Origin of the sequence: Pseudomonas sp. W5-36, assembly GCF_046540455.1 — a bacterium.
In the GTDB taxonomy this organism is placed as follows: Bacteria; Pseudomonadota; Gammaproteobacteria; order Pseudomonadales; family Pseudomonadaceae; genus Aquipseudomonas; species Aquipseudomonas graminis_B.
In genome coordinates this window covers 55,229-73,395 of sequence record NZ_JAXCIQ010000016.1, presented here as the reverse complement: position 1 = coordinate 73,395, position 18,167 = coordinate 55,229, and the positions used below count along the sequence as shown (strand labels likewise).

The window sequence follows — 18,167 nt, the reverse complement described above, 5'->3', positions numbered from 1 at the left end:
GTCCCCATTAATCCTTGTAAATAAATCAGTCCCCATTAATCAATTAATCAATTAATCAATACCGCAGAATTGGAAGCGCTCAAACCGGCCTCTTCCCGGCTAAAGCCGGTCCCACTGACAGCAGCGGGTGCGTGCATTGCGACCGGCTCCGACTGTAGGACCGGCTTCAGCCGGGAAGCTCTTGATCTGCTTTTGATCTTCGTATCCCGGGGATCACACCCGCTCGGTCATTGCCGCCATGGCCACGGAGGTGGCGGCGGTGCGGGTTTCGACGCCCAGTTTGATGTAGATGTGTTCCAGGTGTTTGTTCACCGTTCGCGGGCTCAGTTGCAAAATGTCGGCGATGTCTTTGTTGGTTTTGCCGAAGGACACCCAGCGCAGCACTTCGATTTCCCGGTCGGTGAGCTGGAAGCGGCGGGACAGTTTGCCGTAGGCGGATTTGTCTTCGAACGTCACCGGCTGCGACGCCGTGCGGGCGGTGTGCAGGATGCGCGCGGTGCGCAAATGCGACGCGACCCGGGCCAGCATTTCAGCGCACTCGATCGGCTTGGTGACGTAGTCGATGGCGCCAGCCTCGAAACCCTGCACCACGTGCTCACTGTCGGTCAGCGCGGTCATGAACAGCACGGGGATGTTGGCGGTGTCCGGTTGTGCCTTGATCTGGCGGCAGGTGTCGAAGCCGTTCAGGCCGGGCATCATCGCGTCCAGCAGAATCAGGTCCGGACGCCGACGCTGGATGCGAGTCAACGCGCTGTGCCCGTCCAGCGCCACCAGCACCATGTACCCCGCCTCGTCCAGGGCATCGGACAGCAGCGCCAGGTTATCGGGTACGTCATCGACGATCAGAATGACGCCGTTTTCAGCGGCTCGGGTCATGGCGTCCATTAAGGGCCTCCTTCAATTGAAGACTGAGTTCATCCAGGCGAAAACCTGACGCCAGGGTTCGCAGGCGGGTGACAAAACCGGTGCTGTGGGTGTTCTCGCGCTCGATGGCGTCGAGTTTTTGTTGTATGCCACGGATATAGCCCAGGCCGCACAGTTCATACAGTTCTTCCAGATCTTCGCGCGACGGCAACACCACCGGCGCTTGCACGAGCAACGGGGCGCTGCGCAAACGCCGCTGCCAGGTCAGTTGCAGATGGTGCTGAATCCGGTCCAGCAGTTGCGGCAAATGCAGGGGTTTGGCCAGGTAGTCATTGCACACCTGCAGGCTGCGTTCCTTGTCATCGGCGAAGGCATTGGCGTTGGCCGACAGCACGATGATCGGCGCCAGGGACAGCGCGTTGCGGCGGATCATACGGCTGGTCGCCCAACCGTCCATGTCCGGCATGGACAGGTCCATCAGGATCAGGTCCGGGTGCAACAGCGACACCTGCCTGACCGCCTCTTGCCCGTTGGCCGCCTGCGCCACGTCAAAACCCAGGGGCATGAGCATGCCGCTGATGACCTTGCGGTGCTCGATGTGATCGTCCACCACCAGAATCAGCCGGCGCGGACCGTCGTAACCGATGACGTCGTGGTTGACGTCGATGATCGCCTTGGGCACCCGCACTTCGGACAGGAACAGCCGCACCTGAAACCGCGTGCCTTCCTCCGGCTGACTGCTGACGGACAAGGCGCCGCCCATCAGCGCCGTGAGCATCCGCGTGATGGTCAGCCCCAGGCCCACGCCGTTGTCCTGGCGTACCAGCCCGCCCCGTTCGAACGGCTGAAAAATCCGTTCGATCTGATCCGGCGCGATGCCGATTCCGGTGTCGATGATGTCGAAGGTCGCGGTTTCGCGCCGGTAACTGACCCGCAGGCAGACTTCCCCGCTGTCAGTGAAGTTGATCGCGTTGCCCAGCAGGTTGATCAGAATCTGCCGCACCCGCTTCTCGTCGCCGCGCACCACTTCCGGCATGCGCCCGATCAGCTCCAGGCGAAAGTGCAGGCCTTTTTCCCGGGCCGGGCTGGCGAACATTTTCTCCAGGTCGCTGAGAAACTCCTGGAACAGGATTTCCGTCGGCTCCAGTCGCAACTTGCCAGCTTCGATCTTGGCCACGTCCAGCAGGCCGTCGATCAGCGACAACAAATGCGAACTGCTGCGCATGATGGTCGCCAGGGAGTCCAGATGTTTGCTCGGGGTGGCGCTGTCCCGTTGCAAGATCTGGGTGAAGCCCAGAATGCTGTTGAGCGGCGTGCGCAGTTCGTGGGAAAGCCCGGTGACATAGCGGCTCTTGGCGGCGTTGGCGGCCTCCGAGGCTTCCTTGGCTTCCTGCAACGCCTGATCGGTTTTGTGGTGCGCCTCGATTTCCTGCATCAGCAACGCAGTCTGCCTCTCGGATTCTTCCAGGGCCACGCGCCGGCTCTCCCGGGTCAGCACCACCCACCAGGCCAGTACGCCGGCGAACACGCAAAAGGTCAGGAACGCCTTGAGAAACGCCAGCATCAGGGTGTGATGCACCTGCGGCGATTGATCGATCAAGCCGTGTGAGACCTGGCTGTAAATCATCGTCAGCGCCCCGGTCAGGGTCAGCACCAACACGGTGAGCAGGCCCAGGTATTGCGCCAGCCGGGTGTGCAGGTATTGGCGTGGCAAGCGGGGCAGCAGGCGGGCGATCAGGTCCTCGAACTGGGTCGACAGCCGCGAGCGGGTTTTGCATTGATCGCCGCAGCGGGCGTCCAGCGAACAGCACAACGAGCAGATGGGCGAACCGTAGGCCGGGCACCAGGCCATGTCCGGGGTTTCGAAACGGTTGCTGCACACGCCACAGCGCAGGCTGGTCTGGCGGCCGAGGGGGAACAGCAAACCGGGGTCGCTGTCCCGGGCGATGTAGTAACGGCCTTGGGTCAGCCAGGCGATCAACGGCGCCGCGATCAGGGCGCTGGTCAGGGAAATCAGCGGCGGCGCAGCCCGGGCCACCTCCCCCAGCGCGCCGAAATGGGCACACATCGACAGCAGTGACGCAATAAACATCGCGCCGACGCCCACCGGGTTGATGTCGTACAGGTGCGCGCGCTTGAATTCGATGTGCTTGGGCGAGAGGCCGAGGGGTTTGTTGATCACCAGATCGGCCACCAGCGCGCCGATCCAGGCGATGGCGACGTTGGCATACAGGCCGAGCACTTCCTCGATGGCGTCGAACACACCCAGCTCCATGAGGATCAAGGCGATAGCGACGTTGAACACCAGCCAGACCACCCGGCCCGGATGGCTGTGGGTGACCCGGGCGAAGAAGTTTGACCAGGCGAGAGACCCGGCGTAGGCGTTGGTCATGTTGATCTTGATCTGGGAAATGATCACGAACAGCACCATGGCCGCTAGCCCCCATTCCGGGGAGGCAAACACGTAGTTGAACGCCACCAGGTACATCTGCGTCGGCTCGGCCGCGCGTTCGATGGGCACTTGGTGTTGCAGGGCGAGAAAGGCAAGAAAGGCGCCGGCCATGATTTTCAGGCCGCCGGGGATGACCCAGCCGGGCCCGGCCATCAGCAGCGCGGCCCACCAGCGCTTGCGGTTGCGGCGGGTTTTTTCCGGCAGAAAGCGCAGGTAGTCCACCTGCTCGCCGATCTGCGTCACCAGGGACAACGCCACGCTGAACGCGGCGCCGAACAGCAGCAGATTGAACGTGCCGCCCTCGCCCTCCCGGCCGGCAAAGGTGGTGAGGTCGGCCAGCGCGTCGGGATTTTTCCAGATCACGAACACGTACGGCACGATCAGCAACGTCAGCCACAAGGGTTGCGACCACATCTGCAGGCGGCTGATCAGGGTGATGCCGTAGGCCACCAGCGGGATGACGATGATTGAGCAGATCACGTACGCCAGCGCCAGCGGAATGTGGGTGTACAGCTCCAGCGCCAGGGCCATGATCGCCGCTTCCAGGGCGAAGAACAGGAAGGTGAAACTGGCGTAGATCAACGAGGTGATGGTCGAGCCGATGTAGCCGAAGCCGGCGCCTCGCGTCAGCAGGTCCATGTCCACGCCATAGCGCGCGGCGTAGTAGCTGATGGGCAGCCCGGTGAGGAAGATCACCACCGTCATGGCGATGATGGCCCATAAGGTGTTGGTGAAGCCGTAGCTCATCACCAGCGCGCCGCCGATGGCTTCCAGTGCCAGGAACGACACGGCCCCGACAGCGGTGTTGGCGATGCGGAATTCCGACCATTTGCGAAAGGACTTGGGCGTGAAACGCAACGCGTAGTCTTCCATGGTCTCGTCGGCGACCAGACGGTTGTAATCGCGGCGCACCTTGATGATGCGTTGAGAGCCGGAGGGTCGCACAGATTGGTTCCTGATGAGAGAGAGCGAATTCGCCACTCACCGTCCTTGCTGGCGCGAAACTGAGACCTGTGTTCAAACAGCAACTTCTGTGCCGCGGGCGCAATCATGCCCCGGTCCGGCGCTTCCGGCCCTACGTCAAATGACGTACGCGCATACGTCACGCTGCGTATACCCCGATTCCCGCGCCCGCCTCATCCTTGCTCGCAGCTCGCGACGGCCCCTCACCCGGCGCCGCGAATCACCAGCACAGGAGCGGGAACATGGATTCACGACTGACAGGCCCCACGCGCTTTTTCCCCCGACGCCTGGCATTGGGGGCGGCCGCCCTCTCGCTGATCGCCGCCAGCGTGTTCAGCCAGATGACCCTGGCCGACGACGCCAACAGCACCGGTCTGGCGGTCACGCCGACCGAAGTGACTGTCGGCCAGCTGCACTCGGCCACCGGCACCATGGCGATCTCCGAAACCGGTTCGATCCAGGCCGAACGCCTGGCCATCGACCAGATCAACGCGTCGGGCGGCATCCTCGGTCGCCAGATCAAGATCGTTCAGGAAGACGGTGCGTCCGACTGGCCGACCTTCGCCGAGAAAGCCCGCAAACTGCTGGTCAACGACAAGGTGGCCACGGTGTTCGGCTGCTGGACCTCGGCGTCGCGTAAAGCGGTGTTGCCGGTGTTCGAGAAAGAAAACGGCCTGTTGTACTACCCGACCTTCTACGAAGGCCTGGAACAGTCGAAAAACGTGATCTACACAGGGCAGGAAGCCACCCAGCAGATCCTGGCCAGCCTGGACTGGATCGCCAAGACCAAAGGGGCCAAGACTTTTTACCTGATCGGTTCGGATTACATCTGGCCGCGCACCTCAATGAAGATCGCCCGCAAGCACATCGAAAACGTGCTCCGCGGCACGGTCGTCGGCGAAGACTACTACCCGCTGGGCAATACCCAGTTCGGCTCGCTGATCAACAAAGTCAAATTGAAGAAACCTGACGTGGTCTTCGCCGCAGTCGTGGGCGGCTCCAACGTGGCGTTCTACAAGCAGCTCAAAGCCGCAGGCGTCGATTCCACCAAGCAGACGCTGTTGACCCTGTCGGTCACCGAAGACGAACTGCTGGGCATTGGCGGCGAGAACATGAAGGGTTTCTTCGCGTCGATGAAGTATTTCCAGAGCCTGGATAACCCCAACAACAAGGCGTTCGTTGAGGCGTTCAAGGCCAAGTACGGCAAGGATTCGGTGATGGGCGACGTGACCCAGGCCGCCTACCTCGGCCCGTGGTTGTGGAAAGCGGCGGTCGAGAAAGCCGGCAGCTTTGACGTCGACAAAGTGGTGGCGGCGTCCCCAGGCATCGAGCTGAACACCGCGCCTGAAGGCTACGTGAAGATTCATGAAAACCATCACCTGTGGAGCAAGACCCGCATCGGTGAAGTCCAGGCTGACGGCCAGTTCAAAGTGGTTTACGAGTCGGAGCTGATCGAGCCCAATCCGTTTCCGAAGGGCTATCAGTAGGCCGCTGCGCGGTAGCTGTAAGCGGTTAGCTGCAAGCGGCAAGTGGAAGCGGTGTGCGTTGCAGTTGCTCTCGCTTTTACTTGCCGCTTGAAGCTTACAGCTTGCAGCTGGTCCCGACCCCCAATCCTAAACCCACACAGCTTCCCGAGGAGGGACCACCATGGAATGGCTATCGGAATTTGGTGCCATCGCGGCCATGCAGGGGTTTAACGGGCTTTCCGTGTTCTGCGTGCTGTTGTTGATGGCCCTGGGGCTGGCGATCATCTTTGGTCAGATGGGCGTGATCAACATGGCCCACGGTGAATTCCTCACCATCGGCGCCTACACGACTTATCTGCTGTCGACCCTGGTGCAGACCTGGTGTCCGTGGATGCAGCCGTACTATTTCTTCTTCGCCATCGCGTTGTCGTTCGTGGTGGCCGGTGCAGTGGGCTGGGTGGTGGAGTGGCTGATGATCAGTCGCCTTTACCAACGACCGCTCGACACCCTGCTGGCGACCTGGGGCCTGTCCCTGGTCATGCAGCAAGCCTTCCGCTCCATCTTCGGCGCCCGTGAAGTCAGCGCCAACCCGCCCGAATGGCTGATGGGCGCGGTGAACCTCACCGACGCCATCGAGATCCCGCGCAACGGCCTGTTCGTCATGGGCCTGACCGTGCTGATGACCGGCGGGATTTTTCTGATGCTGTACCGCACCCGCTGGGGGCTGCACGTCCGCGCCACGGTGCAGAACCGCATCATGAGCCGGGCGGTGGGCATCAACACTCGCAAGGTTGACCGCATGACTTTCGCCCTGGGCTGCGGCGTTGCCGGGGTCGCGGGCGCAGCGTTCACCACCATCGGTTCCACCGGCCCCACCGCAGGTTCCCTGTACATCGTCGACACCTTTCTGGTGGTGGTTTTCGGCGGCGCGGCCAGCCTGTTCGGCACCATCGCCTCGGCGTTTGCCATTGCCCAGACCCAGTCCCTGTCGGAGTTCTTCATGAGTGGCTCGATGGCCAAGGTCCTGACCCTGTCCGCGGTGATCCTGATCCTGTTGATGCGCCCCCAGGGGTTGTTTGCCAGCAAGGTCCGTAAATAAGTGTGCGCCAGAGAGGTAGCCCCATGAACGCGCTAAACAAAATGCTCGGCGGACGCCAGGGCGTGGTCGGCCTGCTGATACTCGCGGCCCTGATTCTGGTGGTCTTCCCCCTGACCCTGGACGCCTTTCGCCTGAACATGGTGGGCAAATACCTGACCTACGCGTTCGTCGCCGTGGGCCTGGTGTTGTGCTGGGGGTACGGCGGCATTCTCAGCCTGGGCCAAGGGGTGTTCTTCGGCCTGGGCGGGTATTGCATGGCGATGTTCCTCAAGCTCGAAGCCTCCGATCCGGAAAGCACCAAGATCCAGTCCACGCCCGGGATTCCGGACTTCATGGACTGGAACCAGATCACCGAACTGCCCGGGCTGTGGGCGCCGTTTCACAGCTTCACGTTCACCTTGATCGCGATCATCGTGTTGCCGGTGCTGCTGGCCTTGATCATTGGGGTCGCGCTGTTCAGACGCCGGGTGGGCGATGTGTATTTTTCCATCGTCACCCAGGCCATCGCGTTGATCCTCACGGTGCTGATCATCGGCCAGCAAGGCTTGACCGGCGGGATCAACGGCATCACAGACCTCAAGACACTGCTGGGCTGGGACATCCGCAGCGACAGCGCCAGGATGCTGTTGTACTTCGTCAATGCAGGGCTGCTGTTCGCCTGCATCCTGTTTGGCAAGTTCATCCTCGCCTCCAAGCTGGGCCGGCTGCTGATGGCCATGCGCGACAAGGAAGAGCGGGTACGGTTTTCCGGTTACGACGTGGCGGCGTTCAAGGTTTTCGTGTACTGCGTCGCGGCGTGTTTCTCGGCCATCGGCGGGGCGATGTTCGCCTTGCAGGTGGGGTTCATGTCGCCCTCGTTCGTGGGCATCGTGCCGTCCATCGAGATGGTGATTTTCGCCGCCGTGGGCGGGCGCATGTCGCTGCTGGGCGCGGTGTACGGATCGCTGCTGGTCAACTACGGCAAGACCTACTTCTCCGAGTCGTTCCCCGAATTGTGGCTGTACCTCATGGGCGGGCTGTTCATCGCCGTGGTCATGTATTTCCCCAACGGCCTGGCCGGTTTGTGGGAAAGCCACGGGCGCAAATGGTTGTCGGGCGTGACGCGCAAGCCGGCACTGGTGATTGCCTCCCCTGCCCCGGTCATCACGCCAACCCCCGCCCCCGCTGACAAGCAAGCTGCCAGCCCGATGGAGATTCAGCCATGACCCGCGCCACAGGCTTTCAGATGAACAAACCGGTCCTGGCCATTGAAGGGCTGACCGTTTCGTTCGACGGCTTCAAGGCGGTGGACGACCTCAACCTGTACATCGACCGCAACGAAGTGCGGGTGGTCATCGGCCCCAACGGTGCGGGCAAGACCACGGTCCTCGACCTGATCTGCGGCAAGACCCGGGCCACGGGCGGCAGCATCCAGTTCAAGGACCGCGAGCTGACCAAAATGAACGAGTACGACATCGTCCGTGCAGGGGTCGGGCGCAAATTCCAGACGCCGTCGATCTACGACAACCTGAGCGTGTTCGAGAACCTGGAAATGTCGTTTCCGGCGGGCCGGTCAGTGTTCGGCGCGCTGTTTTTCAAGCGCACCCCGGAGGTGCTGGACCGGGTCAATCAAGTGGCCGCCGAGATCTTCCTCGGTGACTGGCTGCAGAAGCAGGCGGGCCTGTTATCCCACGGCCAGAAGCAGTGGCTGGAGATTGGCATGTTGCTGATGCAGGACCCGGAACTGCTGATGCTCGACGAGCCGGTGGCGGGCATGAGTGTCAGCGAGCGGGCGCAAACCGCCGACCTGTTGAATCGCATCAGCCAGGGCCGCTCGGTGCTGGTGATCGAGCACGACATGGAGTTCGTCAAGAGCATCGCGCACAAGGTCACGGTGCTGCATCAAGGCAAGGTGCTGGCCGAAGGCAGCATGGAGTCGGTGCAGAACAACCCGAAAGTCATCGAAGTTTATCTGGGCCATTAAGGAGCGCAGCATGTTCAACATTCAGCAGCTGGCGTGTGGCTATGGCCAGAGTCAGGTCCTCCACGACCTGAGCCTCTCGGTGCAGAAACAGGAAATAGTCGCGGTGATGGGCCGCAACGGCATGGGCAAGACGACCCTGTTCAAAAGCCTGATGGGCATCCTGCCGCAATGGAGCGGCCAAGTTCAGCTGGACGGCGTGGACGTGTCCGGCCTGGAAACCCACAACAGGGTCGCCCACGGCATGGCCTACGTGCCCCAGGGCCGGATGATTTTTCCATCGATGAGCGTGCTGGAAAACATTCAGACCGGCCTCCCCGCCTCAGCGGGCGGCCAGGTGCCGGAAGACCTGTACGCGCTGTTCCCGGTGCTGTTCGACATGCGCAGCCGACGCGGCGGCAACCTGTCCGGCGGCCAGCAACAGCAGCTGGCGATCGCCCGGGCCCTGGCGACCAATCCCAAGGTGTTATTGCTCGACGAGCCCACCGAAGGCATCCAGCCGTCGATCATCAAGGACATCGCCCGCACCCTCAAAGAGATCCGCACCCTGCGCAACCTGACGATCATCGTCTCGGAGCAGGTGCTGTCCTTCACCCTGGAAATCGCCGACCGGTTGCTGGTGATCGAGAAAGGCCGCTTCGTCATCGAAGAAACCCGGGCCAACGTCGATGAAGCGACGATCAGTCGGTATTTGTCGGTGTAAGCAACAGCCAGAGATGTGCAGCGCCTGTAACGGCCTCTCGCGGGACAAGCCACGCTCCTACAGAGGAATGCGGCCACCTGTAGGAGCGACCGGGGTGGCGATCCACCTTGTCCCGCGATGGCGCCCGCCCGGACTTTCACGACGTATTTGATTGACCCGAAACCCAAGGAGAACCCCCCATGACCGATACCTTGATCAAAGTCGACCTCAACCAGCCTGTCACCGAAAACGAGCAGATCCACAACCGCTGGCACCCGGACATCCCGATGGCCTGCTGGGTCAAGCCGGGGGATGATTTCATCCTCGAAACCTACGACTGGACCGCTGGCGCGATCAAGAACAACGACGATGCCAGCGACGTCCGCGACGTCGACCTGACCACCGTGCATTACCTGTCCGGGCCGGTGGGTGTGCACGGCGCCCAGCCCGGCGACCTGCTGGTGGTGGAGCTGTTGGACATCGGCGCCCGAGCCGATTCGCAATGGGGCTTCAACGGCTTTTTTTCCAAGCAGAACGGCGGCGGCTTCCTCACCGAGCATTTCCCGCTGGCGCAGAAATCCATCTGGGATTTCAAAGGCATGATGACCAGCTCCCGGCACATTCCCGGCGTCGAGTTTGCTGGCTTGATTCACCCCGGCCTAATCGGCTGTCTGCCGGACCACAAGATGCTCGCCGAGTGGAACCGCCGCGAGCAGGAACTGATCGACACCGACCCGGCCCGCGTCCCGGCCCTGGCCTGTCCGCCCTGCGCCAGCACGGCGCACCTGGGCAAACTCAAAGGCCCGGCCCGAGACCTCGCCGCCGCCACGGGCGCACGCACCGTGCCGCCCCGTGAGCACGGTGGCAACTGCGACATCAAGGATTTGTCCCGAGGCTCGAAAGTGTTCTTCCCGGTCTACGTGGACGGCGCGGGTTTGTCCGTGGGCGACTTGCACTTCAGCCAGGGCGACGGCGAAATCACCTTCTGCGGCGCCATCGAAATGGCCGGCTGGGTGCACATGCGCGTCGAGCTGATCAAGGACGGCATGGCCAAGTACGGGATCAAAAACCCGGTCTTCAAGCCAAGTCCTATCGTGCCGAACTACAACAACTACCTGATCTTCGAAGGCATCTCGGTCGACGAAGCCGGCCAGCAGCACTACCTGGACGTCAACGTCGCCTACCGCCAGGCGTGCCTGAACGCGATCAACTACATGACCAAGTTCGGTTACTCCCCGGCCCAGGGTTATTCGCTGCTGGGCTCGGCACCGGTGCAGGGTCACATCAGCGGCGTGGTCGACATCCCCAACGCGTGCGCGACGTTGTGGCTGCCGACCGAGATCTTCAAATTCGACATCAACCCCAACGCCAACGGCCCGACGAAATTCATCGACGGCACCGTGGACTTGCCGATCGCGCAGGATAAGTAACGCCGGGCTGACGCCTGACCTGCAGGCGCGAAGGAATTCGCGCCTGCAGAACCCACGCCGACTAAAGGATTTGAGCCATGCCCATGTACGAATACGACTGCTCTGACTGCGGGGATTTCACTTCGCTGCGGCCCATGGCCGAGAGCGCGCTGCCGTGCGAGTGCCCGGCGTGCGGCGCATCGAGCCTGCGGGTGATTCTCTCCGCGCCGGGGCTGAGCACGATGGCCGGCAACACCCGCAGCGCCATCGCCCGCAACGAGCAAAGCGCCCACGCGCCAAAAACCCTGGACCAGTACAAGGAAAGCCGGGGCCACCCCAGCGGTTGCAGTTGCTGCGGCCCGACGAAACGGCTCGAACCCACCAAAGCCAATCCCCACGCCCTGAAAGGCAAGCCAGCGGGCCGACCGTGGATGATCAGCCATTGATCTTTAATTTTTATAGGCCGTTTATAATGTTTATTGTTTATAGGGGACTGATTTATTTATCGCGCTTCTTTGATAAATCAATCTGTCCCCGATGGCATAAGCGAGCCGGGAGACACATTAATTTACGGTGAAGCGCTGTAAATAAATCAGTCCCCCCCCCACTGCGGCAGCTCGGTCGGCGCCGAGACCGGCCCATCGTCCACCGCCACGCCCAGCCTCGGCACTGCCTCCAGTGTTTATAGAGCGTTTATAGGGGACTCGTTTATAGGGGACTGATTTATTTATCGCGCTTCTTTGATAAATAAATCTGTCCCCGATGGCAGAACCGAGCCGGGAGACAGATTGATTTACGGTGAAGCGCTGTAAATAAATCAGTCCCCTTCCCAGTCAGTCGCTCCCCAGTCGAGTTCCCTCCTCACTTACGACTCGAGATGACAGCGCACGGACGCCTCACCGCCTTTTGCCGGTAGTAACGCCTGGGGCTTTTCGCAGCCGTGGGTGGCTTTCGGGCAGCGATCCCGGAAAAAACACCCCGTCGGCAACGTTCGATTGCCCGGCAGCTCGGTCGGCGCCGACACTTGCCCATCGTCCACCGCCACCCCCAAACGCGGCACTGCCTCCAGCAACAGCTGCGTATACGGATGACGCGGCCGCTCAAGCACTTCCGCCGCCGTGCCCAACTCCACAATCTGCCCCAGGTACATCACCGCCACCCGGTCGGCCATGTGCCGCACCACCGAGACGTTGTGGGAGATCAGGATGTAGGTCAGGTCGCGGCTGCGCTGCAGCTCGGCCAGCAGATTGAGAATCTGCGCCTGCACCGAAATATCCAGTGCCGAGGTCGGCTCGTCCAGCACGATGATGTCCGGGTTCGACGACAAGGCGCGGGCGATGGCGATACGCTGCCGTTGCCCCCCGGAAAACTGGTGAGGAAAGCGATCAAGGTATTCCGTGCGAATGCCCACCTGAGCCGCCAACTTCGCGGCAATGGCACGCATCTCGTGGCGCGGCGCCGAACGCTGCACGAACAGCGGCTCGGTGATGATTTTCCACACCGGCAGCCTCGGGTCGAGGGACGATTGCGGGTCCTGAAACACAATCTGCACGTTGCTGCTGCGTTCCTTGTCGCTGTTGTAGATCCAGTCGAGTCGCCCGGACGTCGGCTTGATCAAGTCCATCAGCAACTGCGCCAGGGTGCTTTTGCCGCAGCCAGACTCTCCCACTACACCGAGAGTCTCGCCGGAGCGGACCTGCAGATCGATGCCGTTCAGGGCATGGGCCTGGGCCTTGGGTCGGCCAAGCCAGTCCTTGCCCATCGGGTAATGCACGCGCACGTCTTGCAGGCCGAGGATGGTCGGGCTCTCGCCGGGCAAGGTCTGCAGCGCTGAACGGTTCATGGCCGCGACTCCTGTGGGGTGGCGTGTGAAGGCGCGCTCAACCAGCAGGCGCTCTTGCGGTCTGCGGCGGCGTCGATGGTCTGCATTGGCGGGCGCTGCAGGCATTGAGCCGTGCCGAAGGCGCAGCGATCCAGGAAGGTGCAGCCCTCCGGCAACGCCGAAAGGTTGGGCACCTGCCCGGGTATGGTCATCAGGTCCTGACCCGGTTCGACCCTCTCCGGCAATCCGCTGAGAAGGCCCTGGGTGTAAGGGTGCCGGGGGTCGGCCATCACCTGGGCGGTGACGCCCTGCTCCACCACCGCGCCGGTGTACATCACGTATACCCGGTCGCAGAACTGCGACACCAGCGCCATGTCGTGGGTGATCAGCAAAATCGCCGTGCCCCGCGCGCGGGCCTTTTCACGCAGCAGCAACAGCACTTGCCGCTGAACGGTGACGTCCAGCGCGGTGGTCGGTTCGTCGGCGATCAGCAATTGCGGGTCGCAGGAAAACGCCAGAGCGATCATCACCCGCTGACGCATGCCGCCGGAGAGCTCGAAGGGGTAGCTGTTCATCACCTGCTCGGGGTCGGCGATGTGCATGTCCCGCAGCAACGCGATGGCTTTGGCCTTGGCGTCGGCCTTGCTCAGGCGCTGGTGATGGATGATCACGTCGAGCATCTGCCGGCCGATGCGGCGGGTCGGATTGAGGGCGGTCATGGGCTCCTGAAAGATCATCGCGGCGTCGCGGCCACGGACACTCAGCAGGTCCTTCTCTTTGGCGGTGAGCATGTCGCGGCCCAAAATGCTCAGGCTGCCGCCTTTCACGTCGTAAGAACGCTCCGGCAGCAGGCGCAGGCTGAGCATCGCGGTGACCGACTTGCCGGAGCCGGACTCGCCGATGACCCCTACGATCTCGCCAGGATTCACGTGCAGCGAGACACCGTTGAGCGCCTTGACGGTACTTTTGTAAGCCGGGAATTCGATGCGCAGGTCGTCGATGACCAGCACCGGTGCTTGCTCGGCAAGGGGTCTTTGAACAGAAGCCTGCATGGTCATTTCCCCTGCTGCCGTGGGTCGAGCAAGTCACGCACGCCGTCGCCCAAAAGGTTGAAACCGGTCGCGGTGGTCAGAATCGCCAGGCCGGGAAAGGTCGAGTACCACCATTGATCGAGGATGTAGTTGCGCCCGGTCGCGACCATGGCGCCCCACTCCGCCGTCGGCTGTTGCGCGCCGAGGCCGATGAAGCCCAGGGCCGAGGCCATGAGGATGGCGCTGCCGATGTCCAGGCTCAGCTGCACCAGCAACGGCGGCATGGCGTTGCGCGCCACGTGCCAGATGACCATGTGCCAGCGCCCGGCGCCGAAGGTTTCGGCGGCCTTGACGTAACCCATCTGGCGAATGCTCAGGGCCTGACCTCGGGCCAAGCGCACGTAGAACGGAATCCGCACCAAGGTGATCGCCAGCATGGCGTTGAACAAGCTCGGGCCCAGCGCGGCGGCCAGGGCCATGATCAGGACCAGCGACGGCACCGAGAGCATGATGTCCATCAGGCGCATGATCAGGCCGTCAAAGCGCCCGCCAATGATCCCGGACATGCAACCCAGCAAGCCGCCGGCAAAGCACGACGCGAAGGCCACGAACAGGCCAACGCCGACGGATTGCCGACTGCCGTACAGCACCCGGCTGAACAGGTCGCGGCCCACTTCGTCGGTGCCGAACCAGTGGGCGGCGGACGGCGCGGCCAGGCGCTGGGTCAGGTTCAGTGCATTGGGATCATGGGACGCGAGCCACGGCGCGAAGGCCATCACCAACAGCACCATCACGGTGATCAGCAGCCCGGCCATAGTCAGCGGACTGCGGCGGATCTGGTGGGCCAGATACGCCCATTTGTCCTGCCAGCGCGACGCGGCCGGCAATGGCGCCACGGCGGGCGCGGTGATCGGGGTAGTCATGTCAGTTGACCTCGCCAATGCGCGGATCGATCAGGCGGTACAGCAGATCGATCGCCATGTTCAGCAGCACATAAATGAAAGAAACCATGATCGCGAAACCCATCACCGCCGGGAAATCCAGCGACTGGATCGACTTGACCACGTAAGCGCCCATGCCCGGCCAGGCGAACACGGTTTCGGTGAGCACCGCGCCGTAGAGCAGATCGCCCAGGGTCAGGCCCAGTACAGTGACCGAGGGAATCAGCGCGTTGGGCAAGGCGTGACGCAGAATTACCGCCCATTTCGACAGGCCGTAGGCACGCGCGGTACGGATGTAGTCTTCGCCGAGCTGGTCGAGCATCGCCGAACGGATCTGCCGCGCCACCACGCCGAGGTTGACGAAGCCGAGGGTGATGGTCGGCAGAATCAGGTGCTGCAGGGCGTTGAAGAACAGCCCGGTGTCGCCCGCCAGCAGCGAATCGATCAGGTAAAAGCCGGTGATGGTGCGGGGCGGGTCCAGCCCCTCGTCAAGCCGCCCGCTGCCCGGCAGCCAGTTGAGGTGGCCGTAAAACAGCACAATCAGGCCCAGCCCGAGCCAGAACGCCGGGGTCGAAATCCCGGTCACCGCCAGGGTGCGTGCGACCTGATCTATAAAGCGGTTGTGGTACACCGCCGAGAGCACGCCCAACGGCACGCCCACCAGAATCGACAAGGTCAGCGCCGCCAGCGCCAGTTCCAGGGTTGCCGGAAAGAACGCCTGCAAGTCTTCCAGCACCGGGCGATGGGTGCGAATCGACGTGCCCAGGTCGCCGTGCAGCAGGTCGAGCATGTAGCGGCCGTATTGTTGATACAGCGGCAGGTCCAGCCCCAACTGGTGGCGGATGTTGTCGACGATGGCGTCGGTGGCGCGGTCGCCGGCGATCAGTCGCGCGGGGTCGCCCGGAATCAGGTGCGAGATGGAAAAGGTAATCAGGGAAACGCCGAACACCACCAGCAGCAGGCCGCCCAGGCGTTTGCGCAGCATATTCAGGAAGGCCATGGGGCACCTCAGTCACGCAGTCGATCAATAACGCGAAACTGCTCGCGGACACAGCGCTGCTTCACAGGCCGCTGCCTCACTTGCAGGGCCCTGTGAGTCACAGCGATTGACGGGATGCAGCGCTTACTTGGTGATCGTGCCGACGTTGAACACCTGTTCCAGCATCGGGTTGAACACGTAGCCCTTGACCTTTTCGCTCATCGGCAAGGTGTAGGCCTTCTGGTAGAGGTAGGCGTAGACGCTGTCGTTGAGCACGATCTTCTGCGCCTGCTGATACAGCTCGGTGCGCTTGGCCATGTCATTGGTGCTCGCCGATTCGCGGATCAGTTTGTCCACGGCCGGGTTGTCATAGAACGAACGGTTGCCGGCCAGGCCTTTCAGCTTCGAGTCGAAGAAGAAGTTCATGAACATGTAGGGGTCGGCGAAGTCCGGGCTCCACGAACCGATGGCGATGTCGAAGTCCCCGGTGCCCAGGCGCTCGCGCATGCTGGCGTTGGCGAGCTTCTCCAGCTTGAGGTTCACGCCCAGGGGTTGCAGGCCGGCTTGAAGGGTCAGGCCGATGGGCTCCCAGTTCGGGTCTTTGTCGGAGTACATGAATGTCAGGTTGCTGACCTTGGGTGACACTTTCGCCAGGTCCGCCTTGGCCTTGTCCATGTCCTGCTTGAACGCCGGCAGCTTCTCGTCATACGCCCACATGCCCTGGGGGATCGGGCCATTGAGCGGCTTGGCCTTGCCTTTCAGGATGCCGTTGATGATGCCGTCGTAATCCAGAGATTCGACGATCGCGCGCCGCGCATCGGGGTTGTTCATCGGCGCTTTCTGGGTGTTGAGGTACAGCAGCGTCACCCGCAGCGACGGGTAGTCGCCGACGACAATGCCGGATTTCTTCGCCAGCGCTTCGAGCTGGTCTTCGGGCATGTCTTCGATGATGTCCAGGTCGCCGTGTTCCAGCTGCAGCCGACGCACCGAGGCCTCGCTGATGATCTTCACCACAACTTTCTTCAGGGTCGGTTTGGGGCCGGCGTAGTAGCTGTTCTGCTCCATGGTCAGGGCCTGGCCTTTCTGCCAGTTGACCAGCTTGAACGCACCGGAACCTGCGGTGTGGTTCGACAGGTAGGCGTCGGCGCCTTCGGCTTTCTTCGCCACGTCCGGGTTGATGATCGCCGCGCCGTTGTGGGCCAGCGTCGAGAGGAACGGCGCGTACGGTGCTTTCAGGGTGAAGCGCACGGTCAGCGGATCAACCACCGACACCGCCATGTCATCGGGAAACGCACCGGACGGGCCTTGCTTGAGCTTCATCACCCGGTCGAAGGAGAACTTCACCGCTTCGGCGTTGACCTCGGCGCCGTCATCGAATGTGTTGCCGGGCTTGAGCTTGAATTCCCAGGTCAGGTTGTCCGCCGAGGTGGTCCAGCTGCTGGCCAGCTCCCCCGCCACTTCGGTGCTGCCCTTGCCGTTTTCGACCTTGTAGGTGACCAGCCGCTGGTACGCCGGGTAGGTCACGGTCCAGTCGTTGTTGTCGATGGTCACGGCCGGGTCGAGGGTTTGCGGGTCGGACGGTTTGCCGATCATCAGGGTGTCCTGGGGCACGGCTGCGCTGGCCGATTGCCAGGCGCCGAGGCCCATGGCGGTGCAGAGGACTGCCATCGCCAGCGTGCGTGGGGTAAGGATTGATTTCATGCCGGTTCCTTGATCGTTCGATGTCTGAAAGTTCGTCAGGTTTGTTATTGAAGCTATACCGGGCAGTTAAAGCTCACAGGCCTCAGGCCTGGGAAATGGCACGCCCTGTTCTTGCGAGGTCGGGTGGCGCCAGATTCAGCCGGGATTCGTGGTCGTCCCGGTCGTGTGTTCGTGTGTCTTGTTTTATGTCTTGTCGTGCTGCGTGCTGCGTGTTCAGTCAGCGGGCTGGATCGAGCCGTCGTCGATCAGCGGGTAGTCCTCGGCGTCGGGCAGTTCGTAATGCCACCACTCGCTGTCGATGTAGGTGAATCCTGCGGCCAGCATGATCCCCAGCAGGAGCAGACGATTGCGCTGAACGTTGGCGGGCAGATCAGCAAAAAACTGATGGGACTGCTCGCGCATGTCATCGAAACCGGTGCCCATGTCCAGGGCCGTGCCGCTCGCGTCGATCAGGGTAAGGTCCACCGCGACGCCACGGGTGTGGTGGGAACCCAGCGTAGGGTCACGGACGTATTCCGGGTTGGGCAGCGCCTGCCAGAGCAGGTACTGCGCGTAAGCCGGGCGATAAGCATCGAAGAGGCGCAGGCGCAACCCGGCCTGGCGCGCCAGGGTGCTGGCCTTGCGCAGACAACGCTCGGCGTCGCGGTGCAGCAGGCAGCGCGGGTCCTGGTAAATCTGCTTGCCGGCGAGGTTGTCGACGCCGGCGTAGATCAAGTCGACCTCGACCTGCAGCGCGTGGGCGTCGACTTCGACGAGGGGGCTATTCACGTAACGACACTCCAGATCAGCTTCTTCATT

At 62.3% G+C, this 18,167-nt stretch carries 15 protein-coding genes; 7 read left to right on the top strand and 8 right to left on the bottom strand.

Annotation, left to right across the window (positions count from 1 at the left end; all coding sequences use genetic code 11):
• Positions 1-213 precede the first annotated feature (213 nt).
• Positions 214-885: a response regulator gene (locus SLW74_RS21600; protein ID WP_065991644.1), complete on the bottom strand. Its 672-nt coding sequence runs from the start codon at positions 883-885 to the stop codon at positions 214-216.
• Positions 860-4,261, bottom strand: coding sequence for an ATP-binding protein (locus tag SLW74_RS21595; protein ID WP_410930054.1), 3,402 nt, complete (start codon positions 4,259-4,261; stop codon positions 860-862). Before SLW74_RS21595 ends, SLW74_RS21600 begins: the two co-directional genes overlap by 26 nt.
• A gap of 260 nt (positions 4,262-4,521) precedes the next feature.
• Between SLW74_RS21595 and urtA the strand changes: the two genes are divergently transcribed.
• The 7 genes from urtA (at position 4,522) to SLW74_RS21560 (ending at position 11,341) form a co-directional block, all read left to right on the top strand.
• The gene (urtA, locus tag SLW74_RS21590; RefSeq protein ID WP_410930053.1) at positions 4,522-5,766 is read left to right on the top strand and encodes an urea ABC transporter substrate-binding protein; all 1,245 of its coding nucleotides are present in this window, start codon (positions 4,522-4,524) and stop codon (positions 5,764-5,766) included.
• A gap of 160 nt (positions 5,767-5,926) precedes the next feature.
• Positions 5,927-6,844, top strand: coding sequence for an urea ABC transporter permease subunit UrtB (gene urtB / locus SLW74_RS21585; RefSeq protein WP_410930052.1), 918 nt, complete (start codon positions 5,927-5,929; stop codon positions 6,842-6,844).
• Positions 6,845-6,867: 23 nt separating this feature from the next.
• Complete coding sequence (urtC, locus tag SLW74_RS21580) at positions 6,868-8,049, top strand: urea ABC transporter permease subunit UrtC (RefSeq protein WP_410930051.1); 1,182 nt, start codon at positions 6,868-6,870, stop codon at positions 8,047-8,049.
• Positions 8,046-8,807 (top strand): urea ABC transporter ATP-binding protein UrtD, encoded by a 762-nt coding sequence (urtD, locus tag SLW74_RS21575; protein WP_410930050.1) that lies wholly within the window; start codon positions 8,046-8,048, stop codon positions 8,805-8,807. Before urtC ends, urtD begins: the two co-directional genes overlap by 4 nt.
• 10 nt (positions 8,808-8,817) lie before the next feature.
• Positions 8,818-9,507 carry an urea ABC transporter ATP-binding subunit UrtE gene (urtE, locus tag SLW74_RS21570; protein WP_410930049.1) on the top strand — a complete coding sequence of 230 codons (690 nt, stop codon included), beginning with the start codon at positions 8,818-8,820 and terminating at the stop codon, positions 9,505-9,507.
• A gap of 179 nt (positions 9,508-9,686) precedes the next feature.
• Complete coding sequence (fmdA, locus tag SLW74_RS21565) at positions 9,687-10,916, top strand: formamidase (protein WP_410930048.1); 1,230 nt, start codon at positions 9,687-9,689, stop codon at positions 10,914-10,916.
• 77 nt (positions 10,917-10,993) lie between these two features.
• Complete coding sequence (locus SLW74_RS21560; protein WP_410930047.1) at positions 10,994-11,341, top strand: FmdB family zinc ribbon protein; 348 nt, start codon at positions 10,994-10,996, stop codon at positions 11,339-11,341.
• Positions 11,342-11,760: 419 nt separating this feature from the next.
• On the opposite strand, the gene SLW74_RS21555 is transcribed toward SLW74_RS21560, so the two are convergent.
• From SLW74_RS21555 to ddpX, 6 genes are all read right to left on the bottom strand, one after another.
• Positions 11,761-12,738 carry an oligopeptide/dipeptide ABC transporter ATP-binding protein gene (locus tag SLW74_RS21555; protein ID WP_410930046.1) on the bottom strand — a complete coding sequence of 326 codons (978 nt, stop codon included), beginning with the start codon at positions 12,736-12,738 and terminating at the stop codon, positions 11,761-11,763.
• Entirely contained in the window at positions 12,735-13,775 is a 1,041-nt protein-coding gene (locus SLW74_RS21550; RefSeq protein ID WP_410930045.1) for an ABC transporter ATP-binding protein, read from the bottom strand. The genes SLW74_RS21555 and SLW74_RS21550 overlap by 4 nt, the downstream gene beginning before the upstream one ends.
• Positions 13,772-14,671 (bottom strand): D,D-dipeptide ABC transporter permease, encoded by a 900-nt coding sequence (ddpC, locus tag SLW74_RS21545; RefSeq protein WP_410930044.1) that lies wholly within the window; start codon positions 14,669-14,671, stop codon positions 13,772-13,774. The genes SLW74_RS21550 and ddpC overlap by 4 nt, the downstream gene beginning before the upstream one ends.
• A gap of 1 nt (position 14,672) precedes the next feature.
• The gene (locus SLW74_RS21540; protein WP_065991633.1) at positions 14,673-15,689 is read right to left on the bottom strand and encodes an ABC transporter permease; all 1,017 of its coding nucleotides are present in this window, start codon (positions 15,687-15,689) and stop codon (positions 14,673-14,675) included.
• A 123-nt stretch (positions 15,690-15,812) separates the two neighbouring features.
• On the bottom strand, positions 15,813-17,369 hold the full coding sequence (locus tag SLW74_RS21535; RefSeq protein WP_410930043.1) for an ABC transporter substrate-binding protein: 1,557 nt from the start codon (positions 17,367-17,369) through the stop codon (positions 15,813-15,815).
• Positions 17,370-17,582: 213 nt separating this feature from the next.
• Complete coding sequence (ddpX, locus tag SLW74_RS21530; protein ID WP_410930042.1) at positions 17,583-18,137, bottom strand: D-alanyl-D-alanine dipeptidase; 555 nt, start codon at positions 18,135-18,137, stop codon at positions 17,583-17,585.
• Positions 18,138-18,167 lie beyond the last annotated feature (30 nt).

Bases quoted from the DNA above. Each gene is read 5' to 3' on its own strand.
- urtD (WP_410930050.1), top strand. From the start codon at position 8,046: ATGACCCGCGCCACAGGCTTTCAGATGAACAAACCGGTCCTGGCCATT.
- SLW74_RS21540 (WP_065991633.1), bottom strand. From the start codon at position 15,689: ATGGCCTTCCTGAATATGCTGCGCAAACGCCTGGGCGGCCTGCTGCTG.
- urtB (WP_410930052.1), top strand. From the start codon at position 5,927: ATGGAATGGCTATCGGAATTTGGTGCCATCGCGGCCATGCAGGGGTTT.
- SLW74_RS21560 (WP_410930047.1), top strand. From the start codon at position 10,994: ATGCCCATGTACGAATACGACTGCTCTGACTGCGGGGATTTCACTTCG.
- SLW74_RS21555 (WP_410930046.1), bottom strand. From the start codon at position 12,738: ATGAACCGTTCAGCGCTGCAGACCTTGCCCGGCGAGAGCCCGACCATC.
- urtE (WP_410930049.1), top strand. From the start codon at position 8,818: ATGTTCAACATTCAGCAGCTGGCGTGTGGCTATGGCCAGAGTCAGGTC.
- SLW74_RS21550 (WP_410930045.1), bottom strand. From the start codon at position 13,775: ATGACCATGCAGGCTTCTGTTCAAAGACCCCTTGCCGAGCAAGCACCG.
- urtA (WP_410930053.1), top strand. From the start codon at position 4,522: ATGGATTCACGACTGACAGGCCCCACGCGCTTTTTCCCCCGACGCCTG.
- urtC (WP_410930051.1), top strand. From the start codon at position 6,868: ATGAACGCGCTAAACAAAATGCTCGGCGGACGCCAGGGCGTGGTCGGC.
- ddpC (WP_410930044.1), bottom strand. From the start codon at position 14,671: ATGACTACCCCGATCACCGCGCCCGCCGTGGCGCCATTGCCGGCCGCG.
- SLW74_RS21535 (WP_410930043.1), bottom strand. From the start codon at position 17,369: ATGAAATCAATCCTTACCCCACGCACGCTGGCGATGGCAGTCCTCTGC.
- fmdA (WP_410930048.1), top strand. From the start codon at position 9,687: ATGACCGATACCTTGATCAAAGTCGACCTCAACCAGCCTGTCACCGAA.
- SLW74_RS21600 (WP_065991644.1), bottom strand. From the start codon at position 885: ATGGACGCCATGACCCGAGCCGCTGAAAACGGCGTCATTCTGATCGTC.